The sequence below is a fragment of the Paenibacillus oralis genome (assembly GCF_003863965.1).
GTDB classification, from domain to species: Bacteria; Bacillota; Bacilli; order Paenibacillales; family Paenibacillaceae; genus Fontibacillus; species Fontibacillus oralis.
Genome location: NZ_RRCN01000001.1, coordinates 110,262 through 127,208 on the forward strand (window position 1 = coordinate 110,262; position 16,947 = coordinate 127,208).

The 16,947-nt window shown below is 55.6% G+C and carries 18 protein-coding genes; 2 read left to right on the forward strand and 16 right to left on the reverse strand.

The window, feature by feature from the left end:
• Positions 1–10: 10 nt before the first annotated feature.
• Both EHV15_RS00500 and EHV15_RS00505 read left to right on the forward strand, forming a co-directional pair.
• Positions 11–991, forward strand: coding sequence for an NAD-dependent epimerase/dehydratase family protein (locus tag EHV15_RS00500; protein ID WP_128629553.1), 981 nt, complete (start codon positions 11–13; stop codon positions 989–991).
• Positions 988–1,905, forward strand: coding sequence for an NAD-dependent epimerase/dehydratase family protein (locus EHV15_RS00505; protein WP_128629554.1), 918 nt, complete (start codon positions 988–990; stop codon positions 1,903–1,905). Before EHV15_RS00500 ends, EHV15_RS00505 begins: the two co-directional genes overlap by 4 nt.
• 65 nt (positions 1,906–1,970) lie before the next feature.
• Here EHV15_RS00505 and EHV15_RS00510 read toward each other — a convergent pair whose 3' ends face one another.
• The 16 genes from EHV15_RS00510 to EHV15_RS00585 all read right to left on the reverse strand — a co-directional run bounded on the left by EHV15_RS00510 (position 1,971) and on the right by EHV15_RS00585 (position 16,943).
• The gene (locus tag EHV15_RS00510) at positions 1,971–2,756 is read right to left on the reverse strand and encodes a glycosyltransferase family 2 protein (protein WP_128629555.1); all 786 of its coding nucleotides are present in this window, start codon (positions 2,754–2,756) and stop codon (positions 1,971–1,973) included.
• Positions 2,757–2,761: 5 nt separating this feature from the next.
• The gene (locus tag EHV15_RS00515) at positions 2,762–3,559 is read right to left on the reverse strand and encodes a glycosyltransferase family 2 protein (RefSeq protein WP_128629556.1); all 798 of its coding nucleotides are present in this window, start codon (positions 3,557–3,559) and stop codon (positions 2,762–2,764) included.
• A gap of 12 nt (positions 3,560–3,571) precedes the next feature.
• Positions 3,572–4,768 carry a glycosyltransferase family 2 protein gene (locus EHV15_RS00520; RefSeq protein ID WP_128629557.1) on the reverse strand — a complete coding sequence of 399 codons (1,197 nt, stop codon included), beginning with the start codon at positions 4,766–4,768 and terminating at the stop codon, positions 3,572–3,574.
• Positions 4,769–4,785: 17 nt separating this feature from the next.
• Positions 4,786–5,586 (reverse strand): glycosyltransferase family 2 protein, encoded by an 801-nt coding sequence (locus EHV15_RS00525; protein ID WP_246061229.1) that lies wholly within the window; start codon positions 5,584–5,586, stop codon positions 4,786–4,788.
• Positions 5,587–5,602: 16 nt separating this feature from the next.
• Positions 5,603–6,658 (reverse strand): glycosyltransferase family 4 protein, encoded by a 1,056-nt coding sequence (locus EHV15_RS00530; RefSeq protein ID WP_128629558.1) that lies wholly within the window; start codon positions 6,656–6,658, stop codon positions 5,603–5,605.
• 280 nt (positions 6,659–6,938) lie between these two features.
• Positions 6,939–7,661 carry a glycosyltransferase family 2 protein gene (locus EHV15_RS00535; protein ID WP_128629559.1) on the reverse strand — a complete coding sequence of 241 codons (723 nt, stop codon included), beginning with the start codon at positions 7,659–7,661 and terminating at the stop codon, positions 6,939–6,941.
• A complete protein-coding gene (locus EHV15_RS00540; protein ID WP_128629560.1) occupies positions 7,658–8,602 on the reverse strand; it encodes an NAD-dependent epimerase/dehydratase family protein in 945 nt (314 codons plus the stop codon). The genes EHV15_RS00535 and EHV15_RS00540 overlap by 4 nt, the downstream gene beginning before the upstream one ends.
• The gene (locus EHV15_RS00545; protein ID WP_128629561.1) at positions 8,578–9,411 is read right to left on the reverse strand and encodes a dTDP-4-dehydrorhamnose reductase family protein; all 834 of its coding nucleotides are present in this window, start codon (positions 9,409–9,411) and stop codon (positions 8,578–8,580) included. Before EHV15_RS00545 ends, EHV15_RS00540 begins: the two co-directional genes overlap by 25 nt.
• Positions 9,408–10,394 carry a polysaccharide biosynthesis protein gene (locus tag EHV15_RS00550; protein WP_128629562.1) on the reverse strand — a complete coding sequence of 329 codons (987 nt, stop codon included), beginning with the start codon at positions 10,392–10,394 and terminating at the stop codon, positions 9,408–9,410. The genes EHV15_RS00545 and EHV15_RS00550 overlap by 4 nt, the downstream gene beginning before the upstream one ends.
• Complete coding sequence (gene wecB / locus EHV15_RS00555) at positions 10,387–11,478, reverse strand: non-hydrolyzing UDP-N-acetylglucosamine 2-epimerase (RefSeq protein WP_128629563.1); 1,092 nt, start codon at positions 11,476–11,478, stop codon at positions 10,387–10,389. Before wecB ends, EHV15_RS00550 begins: the two co-directional genes overlap by 8 nt.
• A 26-nt stretch (positions 11,479–11,504) precedes the next feature.
• A complete protein-coding gene (locus EHV15_RS00560; protein ID WP_128629564.1) occupies positions 11,505–12,995 on the reverse strand; it encodes a glycosyltransferase family 4 protein in 1,491 nt (496 codons plus the stop codon).
• Between the two features lie 40 nt (positions 12,996–13,035).
• Complete coding sequence (locus EHV15_RS00565) at positions 13,036–14,151, reverse strand: CgeB family protein (protein ID WP_178075708.1); 1,116 nt, start codon at positions 14,149–14,151, stop codon at positions 13,036–13,038.
• A gap of 42 nt (positions 14,152–14,193) precedes the next feature.
• Positions 14,194–15,282 carry a CgeB family protein gene (locus tag EHV15_RS00570; protein ID WP_425464420.1) on the reverse strand — a complete coding sequence of 363 codons (1,089 nt, stop codon included), beginning with the start codon at positions 15,280–15,282 and terminating at the stop codon, positions 14,194–14,196.
• 621 nt (positions 15,283–15,903) lie between these two features.
• Positions 15,904–16,287 (reverse strand): hypothetical protein, encoded by a 384-nt coding sequence (locus EHV15_RS37100; RefSeq protein WP_246061231.1) that lies wholly within the window; start codon positions 16,285–16,287, stop codon positions 15,904–15,906.
• A 3-nt stretch (positions 16,288–16,290) separates the two neighbouring features.
• Positions 16,291–16,593, reverse strand: a complete 303-nt coding sequence (locus EHV15_RS00580) for a hypothetical protein (RefSeq protein ID WP_128629565.1) — start codon at positions 16,591–16,593, stop codon at positions 16,291–16,293.
• On the reverse strand, positions 16,590–16,943 hold the full coding sequence (locus tag EHV15_RS00585) for an alpha-helical endospore appendage domain-containing protein (protein WP_128635105.1): 354 nt from the start codon (positions 16,941–16,943) through the stop codon (positions 16,590–16,592). The genes EHV15_RS00580 and EHV15_RS00585 overlap by 4 nt, the downstream gene beginning before the upstream one ends.
• Positions 16,944–16,947: the final 4 nt, after the last annotated feature.

The window sequence follows — 16,947 nt, forward strand, 5'->3', positions numbered from 1 at the left end:
TATATCCACGATGAATATATTAGTAACCGGCGGCGCCGGTTTTATCGGATCCCATCTGGTGGAGCGGCTGCTTGAGCAGGGACATTACGTTTGGACGCTGGACGATATGTCTACCGGAAAGCTGCATTTTTTGAATGAAGCGACGGAAAATAACCGCCATTCGATGATCTACGGATCGGTAACGGACAAATACTTGCTTCGCGGCCTGATGGAGCGCTGCGATGTCGTATTCCATCTGGCTGCCGTGCTCGGGGTCAAAAATACGGTGGAAAATCCGCTTAAGGTGATCGAAGGCAATATCGACGGCACGCGCAATATTTTGGAGCTTGCCCATCAAAACGGGGTTAAGGTCGTTTTCGCCTCCACCTCGGAAATCTACGGCAAAAACAACAAACTCCCGTTCAACGAGGAGTCGGACCGGGTATTGGGGGCCCCGTCCATCCACCGCTGGAGTTACGCCACAGCCAAAGCGATCGACGAGCATCTCTGTTTCGCCTATGCGGAGAGGGGGCTGCGGGTCTCCGTCGTACGGTACTTCAACGCTTACGGGCCGAGACAGACGTCGTCGCAGTACGGCGGCGTGGTCGCCCGGTTCATCCGCGCCGCGCTGCGGAATCAGCCGATTGAGGTGTACCACGACGGATCGCAAATCCGCTGCTTCACGTATATCCGCGATACGGTGGAGGGCACGCTCGCCGCAATGGGCAGCCATGCCAATGGACAGGCGTTTAATGTCGGCTCCGAACACGCGATTACGATCCGCGACCTGGCCTATAAAATCCGCGATTTGAGCGGGTCTTCCTCACCGATCGTTTACGTGCCATACGCTAAAGCGTACGGTCCCGGCTATGAAGATATGCCCGTGCGCATGCCCGATCTGGCCCGCTCCCGGAACGTCTTGAATTACGAGCCTTCCGTTTCCCTGGACGAAGGGCTGAAGCTGTCGATCGATTGGTTCCGCGAGCAGCTGAAAGACGGGAATTTGTCATGAAAATGCTCGTCACCGGCGGCGCCGGATTTATCGGGTCCCATTTGGTCGAAGCTCTGCTTGCGCAGGGCGCCGACGTTCACGTGATCGACAACCTTTCGACGGGAAACCGGGATTACTTGCCCAAAAACGCGGCTTTGCACACCCTGGATATCCAAAGCGAGGAGGCCGCCGAGCTGATCAAACGGCTGAAGCCGGACATCGTCTTCCATGAGGCGGCCCAGGTCGACGTCCAGCGCTCCGTCAAGGCTCCCGCCTATGACGCGATCGTAAACATCGTGGGAGCGGCAAATATTTTACAGGCTTGCTGTGAAGCCTCCGTCAAAAAGGTTGTTTACGCCTCCTCCTGCGCCGTTTACGGGGAGCTGACAACGGCGTTGATTCTCGAGCAGGATCCGGCCCGCCCCATTTCCTTCTACGGCATTTCCAAACGCACGCCCGAATTGTATTTGCGTGTATTCCACAAGCTTTACGGCTTGAATTACACCATCCTCCGTTACGCCAATGTATTCGGGCCGCGGCAAACGCCGAAAGGCGAGGGCGGCGTCATCTCCATCTATATGGACCGGATCAAAAAAGGGACGCCGCTCGTCATTTTCGGAGACGGCGAGCAAACCCGGGATTTCGTGTACGTGAAGGATGTCGTCAGAGCCAACCTTGCCGCCGTCCGGCAAGGCGACAGTGAAATCATCCAGATCGGCACGTCCCTGCCCACCTCGATTAAGGAACTGCTCACGATATTGCAGGATATTCACGGCGAGCCTTTGCTGGCCGTGCACCAGCCCGAACGGCCCGGCGATATCCGGCACAGCTGCTTAAGCAACATCCGGGCGTTCGAATCGCTGGGCTGGAAGCCGACGTACGACCTGTACCGCGGATTGCAGGAGACGTACCAGTATGTGATGAACCGGAGCTGAAATCCAGACAAAGCCGGGCTAAGATAATATCTTGGCCCGGCTTTTTTCATTGGATAGCAAATATACTATTTTCGGATAAACCCGCGCAAATAATAGCTGCCGTCCGGTTGCGGCACCCAATCGGCTTTGTATTCGTCTCCCCATTCCCGCAAAATTTGGTTATACAATTCATAGCGGTATTGGCGCCGGAGCGGCCGTGATTGCTCGAAATTTTTCCAGTTTTGCGTGTCTCTCCTCCGATGGTATAAGAATTCATTGATCCAGACCAAACGGTATTTTCGGGCAAGCCTTAAAGCGATTTGGACATCATCGGCTATCCGGTCACCGTATACCTGCGCCATCCAGCCGCCGACATCCCGAACGGCTTCCGTCCGGTAAAAACGCGGCACCATCGCGTTGCTCATTTTAAGCATCAAATCATAGCGGTTTTGGTATTGTTCCAGGATAATCGGTTCTTTCCTGACGACGCGTTCCTGGTCATCCAGCCAATAAGTGAGATGATTGCCGTAAAAAAGCGCAGCATCCGGTTTCGCCTCAGCCACTTCTACCATTCGCCGGAGCGTTTCTTTGTCCAGCCAGTCATCGGCGTCAAGCTGCATGAAATAGGGAGAGGTTATCAGCGTAAGCGCGTAGTTCAAAACATGGCATTGTCCGAGATTCTCGGCCAGAGAGACGATTCGGATCCGCGGGTCCTTGAATTGCCGTGCCTTCGCCACAGACCCGTCAGTGGATGCGTCGTCAATAATCAGAAGTTCCAAGTCCGAATACGTTTGTTGCAGCACGCTGCCGATCGCTTGATCAATGTAGCGTTCTTTATTATACAATGTGATGACAACGGTCACTTTTCCCATCAGGTCTACTCCTTTCTTTGGTTTGTAGGGGTGAGGACGACGGTTTGCCAAAGGTGGGGAGGACCGATCATTTCAGCCCGGTAGTGGTCCCCCCAGCGTATCAACGCTTTGTCCGTAAACATTTTGATTAACAAGTTATACGTTGCGGCGTTGCGGAATTGACTCAAATTATTGTGATGATAGCGAAACTGATACAAGTCACGGTCGACATGGACAAAATTGTACTGATCCAGCAGGCGAAGCAGCATTCGCCGATCCTCCAGCATTCTGCCGCCCGTAAGTTCATCGACCTCCCAACCGCCGACGTTTTTGACGCAGCTCGTTCTATAAAATCTAGGCTGCACCATTGAGCTATAAACCACAAAATCATAACGGTCTTTAAACGGCCGATGCTTCATGGTTTTGAAATAATGGAGAACTCCGTTCTTCTCGTGCCAATGGCAAGTATTCGCATAAGCCAGGGCAACGTTCTCCGATTGCCGTTCCATTTCGTTCAGGAGAACCTCAATCGTTTCGGGGACGATCCAATCGTCGCCGTCCACCTGAATGAAATATTTCGTCTGGATCGTTTGCAGCGCTTGATTCAGTACATGACAAACGCCTTGATTCTGCTTGCGTTCAATCACTTGCGTTCGGGAAGGGTCCATGACCCGTTTCACGATAGAGACCGTATTGTCGGTCGAGCCGTCATCGACAACCAGCAACCTCCAATCCCGATAGGTCTGATTTTCGATGGATTTCAACGCTTCCTCGATATAAGCGGCTTTATTGTAGGTGGGTACAACAACGGTAACAAGGCTCATTTCTCATCCCTCCTATAATGTAGCCAGCCCTGTTCCCGGGCCGGTCCCCGGCGCGGTGCCGGGACCTGTATATGGTGCCGTACCGGGCCCTGTATACGGCCCCGTTCCCGGGCCGGCCAAGATATAAGAATATTGGGCCGCAGGTTCCGCCTCGAAAGAACGAACGGGCCGGGCGAATACAGGCTGCGGAGCCGGGACGGCAGGTTGTTCCTGGATTTGAGGCACCGGGACGGGCGGAATCGAAGGTGCGGCGGATGGGGTTGGCAAAACCGGTTGGGCTGCGGGAGAATTTACGGGCGATGCAGAAGCTATGGCTGTTGATTCAGGAGTTTTTGCTGGCGCTTTGGGAGCTTTTACGGATGAATCCAATTTCGGCGGCGCGGAGCTTGGCTGCGGCTCGGAAGCAACGGGGGGAACGGGGGATATGGGAATCAACCGCTCGACCGTTTTCCATCCGGTAGCAGCGTTTTTGGCGAACATCGGCTCGTATTTTCCTCCCAGGCGTTCCAAAGCGTCACGAGTGGTCCATTCCGTCATTTCCGCGTACAATTCGGTTTGATGGGTATGGTTTTTGTTATGTTTACGATGAATATAAAGCATTTGATCCAACCAATGGAAGCGGTATTTTTCCATAAGCCGCAGCAGGATCCGTCTATCCTCCATCACCCTGCCTTCGTACGGATCGTCGGTCGGCCACCCGCCGATGGAACGGACGGCGCTGACCCGGTAAAACCGGGGCCAGACGGAAGTATTGGCCAGGAGAAAATCGTATATATCCTTAAACTCGCGGCCTTTGTAAACCGCTGTTTTGATCCGGTTTCCGGAAGCGTCCTCATAAACATATTGAATATTGCCGGATACCACCGCGATGTCCTCCGGCAGCTTTGAAGCTGCATTCAGCAGCACGGTTAGCGTGTGCGGATAAAACCAGTCATCGCTGTCCAGTTGGATCATATACGGCGTTTTCACCAGTTCCAGGCCTTTATTCAGAGCTTGGGACTGACCGGCGTTTCGGGGCAAACGGATTAAATCAACCCGTGGATCCGATAAATATTTTTCGATTTGCGGCAGGTAGTTTTCCGTGGAGGCGTCATCGATCAGAATCAGCCTCCAGCCTTGCTCGATTTGTTTAAAAACACTCTCCACAGCATCCTTGAGGAAGCCGGCAGGATTATAAAATGGAATCAAGACCGTTACCAAGGTACTCATTTATTAGAACCACCTTTCTATACTTCTATGGGCGAGACGGGAATCAACCGTTCCAGCCTTTTCCACCCAATCCCGTAAGTAACAAACACGGGTTCGTATGTCCCGCCCCATCGTATCAAAGCTTGACGGATGGACCATTCCACCATCTCGGCGTATAAGGCGACCTGATTCGTATGGTTGTTGGGATGCCGGCGGTGGATATACAGCATTTGATCGACCCAATGGAACCGGTAACGTTCAATGAGCCGCAGCAATACTTGCTTATCCTCCATTACCCGACCGTCATACGGGTCGTCCGTCGGCCACCCTCCGATGGCGCAGATCGCGCTCGTCCGGTAGAAGCGGGGCCACAAGGAAGTATTCGCCAAAATAAAGTCGTATTTGTCGGTGAATGGACGGCCCTGGTTCGTTGTGGTAAACATCAGGTTGCCCTGATCGTCCTCATGGATCACCTGCATGTTTCCGGAGAACACCGCAACGTCTTCCGGCTGTTTCCACGCTTCGCCGGTCAGGATCTGGAGCGTGTGAGGGAAAAACTTGTCGTCGCTGTCCAATTGAACGATAAACGGCGTATTCGCCAATTCAAGCCCCCGGTTCAGCGCCCGGGATTGGCCGACGTTCTTCTCCAGTTTTAGCAGCTTGATCCGGGAATCCTGAAGATGTTTTTGGATTTGCGAATGATAATTTTGCGTGGATCCGTCATCGATCAAAATCAGCTTCCAGTCCGTAAACGTCTGTCCGATGACGCTTTCGACGGCTTCCCGTAAAAACCGCCCGGGGTTGTAGAAAGGCATTAATACCGTTACGGGCGTATTCATGAACGTGATCCCCCTTTTATTTACTATATTGATCGCGGCATTTGCGGATAAATTCATACCAAAGCTTGGCAATTTCATGGGGTTCTCCCCGCAAGCTTTCCTTGATCGCCGCTTCCGACAAACGGCTCGCCTTTGCGGAATCGTTGAGGAGCATGGACAAGGCGTCGGCATACTTGTTTAACGATGGCTCCGTCCATTCGTACGGTATGCTCGTAGCCGGGGGATGCCCCCACTTCATTTCCTCCAGCAGCATTTGGCTCCCGGCGACTTCAGGCAGCGCAGCTACTTTTGCCGCGATAACCGGCACGCCGCATGCCATCGCCTCCCGGACATGGGAAGGACAATTTTCCCACTTGCTGCCGCATACCAACACATGCCATCGGCGAATGATTTCCGGCATTCTGGAATGCGGAACGGCGGTCAAAATTTTAACGTTAGGCAACGGTTCCTTCATCCATTCATGTTTGAATTTTGGGGGTTCGGCATGGATCATTTCAAAGGTAACCTCCGGGAACCGTTTGGCCAAATACGGGATGACTTCAGCCCCCTTCGTATATTTGCTGGGGTGATCGTATCCGATCCAACCGACCGTAGGATGGCCGGTACGTTGGCCCGGATAAAACAACGTACGGTCAATCATATTGGGGATAATTGTGACGAGATTCGGATCATACCCCTTCCAACGGTCCAGCAAATTCTTTTTCTGGAACTCTGAATATACCACCACAGGAACCATGGCTTTCGGCGGTTTGGATAATTCGATATTAGGTCCCATGCTCCAGCCGCGGCTTCGTGTTTCTTGATCATACTGCCACGTATTGAAGAAATAGTGATTCCAATAACCGGGTTCGTTCATGGCAACCAGATTAACATGCTCCATTCCCTGCGGACGAGTATCTCCCTTCCGTAAAGTGAAAGCGATATTCAAATCAGCAGGACATAGGAGGGATAACCACTTTGCGCGAATCTTGGCTTCGATCACGGGACCTTTGGCGGCTTCAAGCTTAATAAAATCGGTAACGAATTTGAAAGAAAACACCGAGGGATCAACCTTTGTTCCGGTTTGTTTCATGCTGCCCCTCCTTTCTTGGGATTTCGGTTCAAACCTGAAGAATCTCGGTAAACTTTAAAATCGCGAAGTGAAAATTTTTGAATTCTATGAAATGGCACCGTCAACCTCCTCTCAGATTTTTTTAGTTTCGTAGTTTACTATATTCTCTTAAAAAGTAAGAGGTTTGAGCCAAGCGCGTAATTCCGAACCCAGGCGCAAAAAAAACGCGAGGGGGGGAAGCGTCAGCCTCCTGCTCTCGCGCTGAAATCTCTATATGTCATTAGAAGGTGAAAATCCGGGATCAGATGTTCATCAAGGACAAAATCCGCGTCACCCGCTCCCGGTATCGGTTCCGGGTAGAGGCGATCTCTGGCTGGATTTGCTCATGGTGCCGCAGCGTCCCCATTCCTTCGTGCCAGCGGTAGCCGGTCAGGGGTTCATTCAAAAACGGAAAATGCGTTCCGGTCTGAATCACCCTGAACCAGAAATCGAGATCATGCGTATACGGCAGCGACTCGTCAAACAAACCGATGGCCGCGAACAGATCCCGCCGGATCATCACCGTGCAGCCATTAACCGGGTTCGCGTGCAGAAAACACCGGTAAAAATCGGCGCTGCTCCGCAGCATATCGGCCGGGACCGCATTGGACCGCGTCACGTGGCCCGCGCTGTCGATACAATGAAAATTCGTATGGGATATGGCGGCGTTTTGCCGCTGCATGAAAGCGACTTGACGGCTGATTTTCTTCGGATAAAAAATATCGTCCGAACTGAGCCACGCGATGTATTCCCCGCTTGCATGGCGGATGCCGTGATTAAGCGCCGAGGCCGTTCCGCCGTTTGCTTTTCCCAAATAATGAATACGCGGACGGTACGGCGCAAGCCGCTCCGCATGGCTGGTTGAGCCGTCGTCGACCACGATCACCTCCAGCGAACGGTAGGTCTGGTTCAAGGCGCTTTGAACCGCCTGATCCACGTACGGGCAGTTATAAAACGGGATTACGACCGAAACCGTCGGTTTCATCGAAACTCTCCTTTCGTACCGCGAAAATAACCAATCACGTCGGTTAACGAGGCGGTAAACGGCATAAGCGGCTGCCAGCCCAGCCCGTACAGAAACTCCGGCGCGGCCGGCGTCTCCCCTCCGCCCGGAGACTGTGGGTCGGAGTCCCCCCACTGCAGGGGAATCCGGGTCCCCGCAAGCTGCTGCATCGTTTCCGCCACCTCCAAAAGGCTCCGCTCCTGCCCCGAGCATACCGGATATTCCTCGCCGCTGCGGCCGTAAGCGAGCAAATATCCGTAAGCGCGGACCGCATCGCGGACATCGAGGAAATCGCGCCGCGCAAGCCGGGATGACAGCCGGAACGGTTCGTTCGTGCTGCCGAGCTCCGCCTGGGCGATCCGCCTGGCAAGCAGCGAGCAAATCCCCGTCGATGGGCCCGGTCCGATCAAATTGGAAGGCTCCGCCACCATGATGAACTGGTTGAACAGCGCTTGCCAGGAAAGGGCGATGACCTTTTGCAAGCTTTTGCTCAGGCTGTAGGGATGAGGCGGACGGTAAGGGGGCGAAAGCGGAACCGATAAGCGCGACCCCGCAATGAGCACGCGGCAGTCCGGAAACGGACGCAGCGCCTCAAGCAGGGACAGCAAGGAAAAAACGTTGGTTTGCATATATAGCAGCGGGTCATCCCATGATTCGGGGACGGAATTTTTGCCTCCGAGATGCAGCACGTAATCGGGGGCTGCTTCGCGAACGATCGCCTTCAATTGCTGCGAGTCCAGCAGATCGCAGGGATAATACCGGATTCCCGTGTCCGCGCCGGACAAATCCGGGATCCGGTTGTGCACGAGCCCGGCGACCTTCATGCCGAGCCCCGCAAAATACCGGCAGGCGTGGGCGCCGGTAAACCCCGCCGCGCCCGTAACGAGAATGACGCGGCCTAGCAGTGCTTCTCCTTCGTCCATCGTTCCAACTCCTCCAGCATCTCACGATAATGAGGCACCTCGTACTTCCAATCGCCGCGGGCCTGGATCAGGGTCCGATCCTGAACCGGCTCATCGCTGGGAACGACGGCGATATCCGTCCGGCCCCAGATCTCCCGGAACAGAAGCAGCAAATCATGTTTGCTGATTGGCTCCGGGGAGGCAAGATGAATCAGGCCCGAAACCGGAGAATCCAGCAGCAAGTCGACGGCTTTGGCCAGCTCGAGCGTCGTCACGCCGTTCCACAGCACCTTCCGGTAGCCGGAAACCGTCCCTTGGCTGTTCATAAACCAATGCATCAGCCCGATGCCGCCAGGGCGGATTTCCGGACCGATGATAGAAGTGCGGATCGTCACGTGGCCGGGCGCCCGGACTTCGCCGAGCGCTTTCGTCAGCGCGTAAACGCTCGTGCCGTCCGGCTCGTCATCCTCGCGGTAGCCGCCGCGCATGCCGGAAAACACGCAGTCCGTGCTGATATGGATCAGCCGGGCGCAGGCAATATCGGCTGCGAGGGCAAGGCGGTGCGGCAGGAAGCCGTTGATGTGATACGCGGCGATCTTGTCTCGCTCGGCAAACTGGTTCAGTACGCCGATCGCGTTGACAATGACGTCCGGCCGTACCGCTTCGACCACCTTCTCGACCATCACGCAGTCGGCGGCGTCCATGACCAGCCCGTTCGGATCCTTGGGATCGCGCGTCGTGTAAAACACGCTGTGCCGCCCCTGCCGCCGGAAATAGTCCACCAGGATGTGGCCGGCCATCCCGTTTCCGCCCAAAATCAGCAGCTTCATGACAGGAACCCCCCGCGCCGCAGGATGCTCCAAATCTCCTCTTTTGACATCAGATTGTCGGCGGAGCTGAAGCTCGTGAAGGAAACCGGCGGGCAATGCTCGTACCGTTCCTTCAGCTCGGGCATATTAATCGTCGGCAAAATGACGAGATACTGTTCATCGTAAACGACCGTCGACAGGCTTTCGAATTCGCTCATCAAAATTTCATGGATTTTCTCGCCCGGCCGAATCCCCCGTTCCACCAGCTTGACGTCCGGCAAACCGGAATCCTCGATCAGCACCTCGGCGAGGTCGACGATCCGGCACGTCGGCATCGTCATGACGAAAATTTCGCCGCCGACGCTTTCGATCGACGCTTTGAACAGCAGGGAAATGGCGTCGGGAAGCGTAAGGAAAAAGCGCGTCATGTTCATATCGGTGATCGAGACTTCGCCTTTTTGGCGGATTTGATCCTTGAACAGATGCACGACGCTGCCGTTCGTACCCAGCACATTGCCGCCCCGCACCGTGACGAAGCGGGTTTTGCCGCGCAGCAAATTGGCGTAGACGATCAGCTTTTCGCCGATGGCCTTCGTCATCCCGTAAAAATTGGACGGATTGGCGGATTTATCCGTTGAAATGTAAATCACTTTTTCCACGTCGTTTTCAAGCGCGGCCTCGATGACGTTTTGCGTGCCGATCACGTTCGTCTTGAGCGCCTCATAGGGCTGATCCTCGCACACCGGCACATGCTTCAAAGCCGCCAGATGAAACACGTAATCGACGCCCTGACAGGCGGTCGACAACGCTTCCTTGTCGCGGATGTCGCCGATGCAGAAGCTGAGCCGATGATCCTCGAATTCCCGGTTCATGGCGACCTGGGCGGATTCGCTTCGAGAATAGATGATGACTTCCCGCGGCTGCTGCGGAAGCAGTTGCTGAATGAGTTCATGGCCCCAGGAACCGGTCCCCCCGGTTACCAATATACGTTTATTCTCAAACATGCCGTTTCCCTCCAAGCAGAAATTTGACAACCTTTACCGATACATCCTTGGCCAAATAGCCCTGCGGGGGCTCCCAATCCCGAGGCAGCTCGATCATCGCCGCCGCCGACCGCAGGATGCTGACCGCATCCAGGCCGGACACGATGTTGCTTCCGCAATCAACCGTTTCCGGCCGCTCCGTCGTACGCCGCAGCGTCACGGTCGGCACCCCCATAATGCAGCATTCTTCCTGCACGGTGCCGCTGTCTGTCAAGGCACAGCAGGTGTGGCGTTCCAGTTTGACGAAATCAAAAAAGCCAAACGGCTCATGGAACTCGACGAGCGGATGCATGCTCATCCGCAGTTCCTCCGTCATTTTGGAGCGGGTGCGCGGATGAAGGCTGCATATGAGGCGTCTTCCGTACGTTTCGGCCACCTTGTTCAGGCCATTCAGGATTTCGCGCAAATGTTCGGGGCGATCCACATTTTCGGCGCGATGCGCCGTCACCAGAAAATAATCGCCCGCTGTCAGATTCAGCCGCTGCAGAATATCGCTGCTTGAGATTTCACGTTCATAGTGCTGAAGCACTTCATAAATCGGGTTGCCCGTAAGCACGATGTTGCGGCTGGGGGTCCCTTCGGCGAGAAGATGCTGCTTGCTTTGCTGCGTATAAGGCATGTTGATCGAAGAGACGGCATCGATGATTTTGCGGTTCTTCTCCTCCGGAACCTCCAGATCGAAGCAGCGGTTTCCCGCTTCCATATGCGCAACCGGAATCCCCATCCGCTCGGCCAAAATCGCGCATAAGGCGCTGTTCGTATCCCCCAGCAGCAGCACCCGGTCCGGCTTCTCGTCCTCCAGAATCCGTTCCATTTGCGAGAACATGGCGGCGAGCTGGCCGCCGAGCGTCGCCTGGCGGTCCTGAAGGGAATAGTCCGGTTCCCTTAGGCCGAGTTGCCGAAAAAAAATGCCGCTTAAGCTGGAGGTGAAGTTTTGCCCGGTATGCACCAGAACGTGGCGATCCGCGTACCGGTCGAGCAGCGGGATGATCAGGCTGAGGCGAATGATTTCCGGGCGGGTGCCCAGTATCGTCATGATTTTCACATTCTCACTCCCTGGTTGTAGTGTCGTTACGGATGGCGGCGTACGGGAGCGGAACGCCGGCGCTGCCGCCCGGGTTTCCGCGAACGAATGCTTCCCGCGGAGGAACGCGCGGGCCGGCGCCGGTGTTTTCGCGCCGCCGGGCGCCGCCTCCGCTTTCCGGCGGAACGGCTAACGCCCGTCCGCTTCTTGGCCCCGGCGGGCCGCAGGCGGCGTTTGGCTTTGGCGGAGCGTGCACGGCGTCTTGCGCCAGAGGCGAGCCGGGGCGCGTCATGCGCGGAAGGCGCAGGCTCCGCGGCCGCTCCGGCTTCATCCGCAGGAGTATCTCCCGGAGCGGAGGTCAAGCGGTGCAGATGCTCCAAAAGCTCGTGAAACCGGCCCATATAGGCGGCCGGGCCAAATGCCTCCTCCACCCGGATGCGGTTTTCTTGGCCGATGGCCGAAATCGTTCCGGGAGAGGCCAGCAAACCGGATATTTTGGCCGACAGGCCGGTGATGTCCCCGGACGTAACCAGATAATCCCCGTTGCCCGTGGCTTGTAAAATTTCCTGTAAACCGCCGGAGGCGTAAGCCACCACCGGTTTGCCGAAGATCATCGCTTCCATGGCCGTCATCCCGAACCCTTCGTTGATCAGGCTCGGAATGACCGCGATGTCCATGGCGCTGTAAGCCGCCTCGATCCTGTCCTCGTGGTCGACGAAGACGATGCGGCCGCTTCCCGCCTGGCCCGCCAGCTTGCGCAAAGAGCGGTGGAAGGCGCTGTCCGCCTCCCCGCCGATGACGACGAACCGGGCATGCGGAAACGCCTCTTTGAGCCCCAGGGCGGCCTGGATAAAATGCTCGGCTCCTTTCTCGCGGATGAGAAAAGAGGAAATGTATCCGACCACCGTCTCCTCCGGCCGAATCCCCCATTCCCGCCGTTTGCCAAGCCGCAGCTGCGGCCATTTCCCGGGCGGCTTGAACTCCCCGCTCTCCCAGGAAGGAAACAACTGGCTCAGCTTATCCGCCGCAACCTCCCTGCGGAAGGGGTTTAGCGCCGCTTCGGATATCCCGACGATCCGGTCGCTGTAAAGATCGACCAGCCGGACCGCCTCTCCGGCATAGCCGTTGTCCGGCACGACCTCGGTGATATGCCACACCACCGGAATGCCAAGCCTTTTGGCCGCAAACGGCGGCACGATATTGACGCAGGTATTGACGAATACGACATCCGGCCGATTTGCGGCAAGCAGGCCGGTTAATTGCGCAGCAGCACTGCCGCCCATCAGCCCCTCCGCGTCCCGGTATAACCCTTCATACGGGGAGCACATCCCGTACAACAGGGGGATATCCCAAATCAGAACGCCGATTCCGCTGCGCCGGGCCAAAGAGGTTAACCGGCCTTCCTGGGGGGCGATCAGCGTGCAGTCAAAGTCGGCGGATAGCTTCCTGGCCACAAAAAGCAGCAGCTTTTCGGCCCCCGTAATATTGCGGACATTGCTGACATGCGAGAACAAGAACAGCTTCTTTCGCTCCGGCAACGCCGTCACCTCCGTTTATGAAGATCCCCGGACCTTGCCGTCATCCGAAAATGATACGCAGCATTTCGTCCAGGCGATTGCTGTACGTATGATCGCGGTACGTTCTTTCCAGAGCATTCAGCGCAATCTCCCGTCTTTCTTGTTCATGGTTCAGGTAGAAGTGAATCTTATCCAACATCTCCTGGGGCGAAGAGAACGTTTCAATTTCTTTGCCGGGCTCGTAAAATAGCGCCAGGTCATCGCGGGCATCCACCAGTTGCAGCGTTCCGCAGGCCGATATTTCAAACGTCCGCGGATTTGGCGACATAGCCAGAATCCCCGCCGTATTGTTGTTGATCGCTTCCTCGAACGGCGAACGGTGCAGGTTCAGAACGATTTTCGTCCCGCTGTAGACTTCGGCCGTTTCCACCGGCCCCATCCATTTGTCGAGCTCGATCCGGTCGGCATACTGCGCATAATCCGGCAGGCGGTCCCACCAGATGCCGTTAATGACCAAACCGCGGTTCATCAAATCGCCGATCACCGATTGCAGATAGTTCACCCTGTTCCAGTAGGCCGAACCGATAAAGCTGATGTTCCGGCGGACCGGAGACGGCGTCAGCGTTGGACGGTAATGCTCCGTATGCGCCGCAAAGGGCAAATAGTACACGCGGCTGCAGCCGGCCGAGCGGTACAAATCAATGCAATTGCGTTCGAGCGTAAACACGAAATCATAGTGCGAAGAAAGTTCGACAGTAATATCCGTGTAATAAGGATCGTCCGTAAACCAGATCGCCGTGGCAACGCCCATGGCCCGGACCGCGTCGATCTGCTCCACCGGCATTTCCATACCGTCGAGCACGAGCACGAGGTCAGGGCGCAGCCCGGCGGCGAGATCGGGAAGAGACTGCCCCGGCTCGTAAACGTGCATCTCGGCGACCAACGTCCGAAGCGTCGCTGAAATCGCTTCGTCGATCGGCGCATAGGGGAAACCTTTCCCGGAAGCGACATACAGCACCTTAACGTCTCGCACCGGAAAAGGAGGCCGTTCCCGCTGCACGATAACGCTGGCCCGGCCGCGCAAGTATCCTTCATGGTACCCGTCCTGCAGCCCGGCGCTTCTCCCAAGCTGAGCCGGATCGGCAGGGTTGCTCACTGGTGATTGCACTGTCAACATAACGTCACTCCTTCTAAAATTTTGATCGTTAACGACTGCCGCTCAGCGAAGGGCGGCTTCCAGAAGGCATCCGACCCGGTCACCGTAAGTGTGATCGCGCCGCGTCGTCCAAAGAGAACGCCAGGCGATCCGCAGACGCTCATTTTCGTGCTCAAGATAATAAGCGATTTTGTCCTTAAGCTCGGCGGTATCGCGAAACGTCTCGATGTCGTAACCGGGGTGATAATAGGAGGTCAAATCGGAACGGATATCCGTAATTTGCAACGTCCCGCAGGCGGCTATCTCATACGTCCTTGGATTGATGGACCCGCCCGTGATATTCAAGCCGTTCCGATTGTCCATCCCCGCCAAGGTGGGGCGGTGAATATTGATGACGATTTTGGAGCCGTTGTAGTAGTAGACCGTCTCCTCGGGGGGAATCCAGCCGGGACGGATGAACCGTGCGAGCCGGTCATAATTCGTCAGCCGATCCCAATGCCCCCCGGCGATCAATACCTTTTTATCCTGCAAAAACTCCGTCAAATGATCGAACAACTCCACCCGGTTCCAAAAGGCGTTGCCGATAAAACAAACGTCAAATTGATGCTCCGGCCCCGTCCGCACCGGCTTAAACACCTGCGGATTCGCCGCCAGGGGCAAATAATGAACCTCCCGGCATCCGGCATTCCGATAAAGGGATACGCATTCCATCTCATGGGTGAATACAACGTCGTAGAATAGCGACAGATTGCGGGTATCATCCGTAAAATAAGGATCGTCGACGAACCAGACGGCCGTGCGGATGCCCATCCCGCGTATCCGGGAAATCTGCTCGGCATGACCGGCAGGGAACACATGCAGCGCGTTCATGACCAGCACCAGATCGGGACGGAACTGCTCCGTCTCCTGCAGCATCGTTTCCGGAGAAGCGACTCTGCTCTCGTGCACCGTTTCCTGCAGGGCAGCCGCCACCCCGCCGTCGATCGCCTCAAATCCTTGAGCCACATAGAGTACGCGCCAGCCGCGTTTCTCCCGGGAAACAGACGGGATGCGGTCCAAAACGGCCTGGCATCCTCCGAAACGGCAGCCCTCATTGTATCCGGCCTGGTAAGCTTCGCCGGGAGCCATTGTCATCTCGTTCATCAAGTTCATCAAGTTCTTCATCCTATCTTTGTGGGATTCCTGGGTCTTAATAAATATATGCCGAGGGGACACGTGCATCATGGACGACTACCCGGGAACCTGAGAAATTGGCGAATGCCACCCATGAAAAAACCTAGCTTCCTCCCCGTTTCCATAGAAAAATCCGCCTTTTCCCGGGGACGGACAAAGGGCGTGCGTTTATTTTGCGTTTGCACTTTTTCGCATATTTTCCAAGACGGCTTGTCCAGGCAGACCTGATACCGGTCCGCAAAATGTCTGTGGACGCTGCTCTAGCAACGGAATATTTCCAAATTTCGAGATCTGCTCTAAGGGACACCAGCGGCCTTATCCGCCCATTTCCCGGGTATTTCCCAGCCTAACGGACACACATGACTCTATTTGGCTCAAAACCAGTTCATTCAGGACGATTTGAGGTAAATAAGGGCATCTGTGTCCGTTACATTTTGCAAACCTCCATTTTTCCTCGGATAACGGCTCTGGTGTCCCTTAGCCCCCAAATTCCTTTTCTCTCCCCTCTCTACCTGCGCATTGCCCTCTACCATGCCCGAAGCTGTAAAGTTTAAAAAACCCCGGTGCCGTAGACTGGCAGCGGGGTTCGCATTCACCGTTTTAAATTTGGTTTTTGTAAGTGAGCTTATGTCCATCTTCATAGCCTTGGGCAAAACCGGCATTAAACCCTTCCTGGTAAGCCCCGTTATATGCCTGTTCATAAGTGGCCGCTCCTTCCGGAGCCGTTTTTGGAGGCGGTGCCGGTTCAGACGCCGTTTCGGGGGGCGGCGCCGGCGCGGGAGGAACCCGTAACGTAGTAATCCGCCGCCGGCGACTCAGCCTTTTCCGCCGGGGGCGCACCTTCCTGACCGCTTTTTTGCGGACCCGTTTGCGGACGGCAGCCCGCCCCCGCTTTAACGTCAGCCTACGCTTTCTTCTTAACCGGCCTTTTCTGAGCGCTGCGGATTTCCCCCGGCGGGTGCGCCGGATTTTCGTTTTGGTCATACTTCAGTCCTCCTGTTCTCCTCGGGCGGCGTCGTTTGCGGCGTAGCATAAATTCGATATCCAGGGCGATGAAGGAGTTCCATAATAAACGTGATGGAAGGATAACCCGCAGACGGTACGGGCCATCGCTTCCTGATATTTCGTCAGCTTTTCGACGTTTTGAGCCAAATGCCTCGCGGTATCCCCGGACAATTCCGTCACGTCGGCCAAGCTGCCAAGGATCCGGGCCATGGCCTGCTGGCTTAGGCTGATGGAATCGATAAGCCGAAGTTTGGCTTCCTCCCCGGCTTGCAGCGTAAATCTCATTTACCGGAATCCTCCAAATCAAAACCTCCGCCAAACAGGCCGCCGAACCCGCCGTCCTCCCCGGACATGGATTTCTCTTCTTCTTCAGGCAATAAGCTCTTCAAATTGCTGCACAGCCCGTTTTGCAGCTTGGTTAAACCTTCGATCACTTCCACAAGCTGCTCATGGACGTCAAGCGGGTCGGACAGCTGCTTCTCGTGATCCTCAAAGCTGTTTACCAGCACGTGGTTGAGTATCCAATTGCGGACCTTCTCCGCTTCTACCGCCTTGGCCTCCAAAATCATCGCGACATTCCACTGAATTTTGGCGGCCGCATCCAACATGTTCAGATATGCCTGCTCCCTGCTCATGGCA

What these genes read in the sequence shown, in the direction of transcription:
- EHV15_RS00520 (WP_128629557.1), bottom strand. Translation starts at nt 4,768, where the DNA reads ATGAGTACCTTGGTAACGGTCTTGATTCCATTTTATAATCCTGCCGGC.
- EHV15_RS00510 (WP_128629555.1), bottom strand. Translation starts at nt 2,756, where the DNA reads ATGGGAAAAGTGACCGTTGTCATCACATTGTATAATAAAGAACGCTAC.
- EHV15_RS00545 (WP_128629561.1), bottom strand. Translation starts at nt 9,411, where the DNA reads ATGAAGCTGCTGATTTTGGGCGGAAACGGGATGGCCGGCCACATCCTG.
- EHV15_RS00530 (WP_128629558.1), bottom strand. Translation starts at nt 6,658, where the DNA reads ATGAAACAAACCGGAACAAAGGTTGATCCCTCGGTGTTTTCTTTCAAA.
- EHV15_RS00550 (WP_128629562.1), bottom strand. Translation starts at nt 10,394, where the DNA reads ATGTTTGAGAATAAACGTATATTGGTAACCGGGGGGACCGGTTCCTGG.
- EHV15_RS00505 (WP_128629554.1), top strand. Translation starts at nt 988, where the DNA reads ATGAAAATGCTCGTCACCGGCGGCGCCGGATTTATCGGGTCCCATTTG.
- EHV15_RS00535 (WP_128629559.1), bottom strand. Translation starts at nt 7,661, where the DNA reads ATGAAACCGACGGTTTCGGTCGTAATCCCGTTTTATAACTGCCCGTAC.
- EHV15_RS00585 (WP_128635105.1), bottom strand. Translation starts at nt 16,943, where the DNA reads ATGAGCAGGGAGCAGGCATATCTGAACATGTTGGATGCGGCCGCCAAA.
- EHV15_RS37100 (WP_246061231.1), bottom strand. Translation starts at nt 16,287, where the DNA reads ATGACCAAAACGAAAATCCGGCGCACCCGCCGGGGGAAATCCGCAGCG.
- EHV15_RS00565 (WP_178075708.1), bottom strand. Translation starts at nt 14,151, where the DNA reads ATGTTGACAGTGCAATCACCAGTGAGCAACCCTGCCGATCCGGCTCAG.
- EHV15_RS00570 (WP_425464420.1), bottom strand. Translation starts at nt 15,282, where the DNA reads ATGAACTTGATGAACGAGATGACAATGGCTCCCGGCGAAGCTTACCAG.
- EHV15_RS00500 (WP_128629553.1), top strand. Translation starts at nt 11, where the DNA reads ATGAATATATTAGTAACCGGCGGCGCCGGTTTTATCGGATCCCATCTG.
- EHV15_RS00515 (WP_128629556.1), bottom strand. Translation starts at nt 3,559, where the DNA reads ATGAGCCTTGTTACCGTTGTTGTACCCACCTACAATAAAGCCGCTTAT.
- EHV15_RS00540 (WP_128629560.1), bottom strand. Translation starts at nt 8,602, where the DNA reads ATGGACGAAGGAGAAGCACTGCTAGGCCGCGTCATTCTCGTTACGGGC.
- EHV15_RS00580 (WP_128629565.1), bottom strand. Translation starts at nt 16,593, where the DNA reads ATGAGATTTACGCTGCAAGCCGGGGAGGAAGCCAAACTTCGGCTTATC.
- EHV15_RS00525 (WP_246061229.1), bottom strand. Translation starts at nt 5,586, where the DNA reads ATGAATACGCCCGTAACGGTATTAATGCCTTTCTACAACCCCGGGCGG.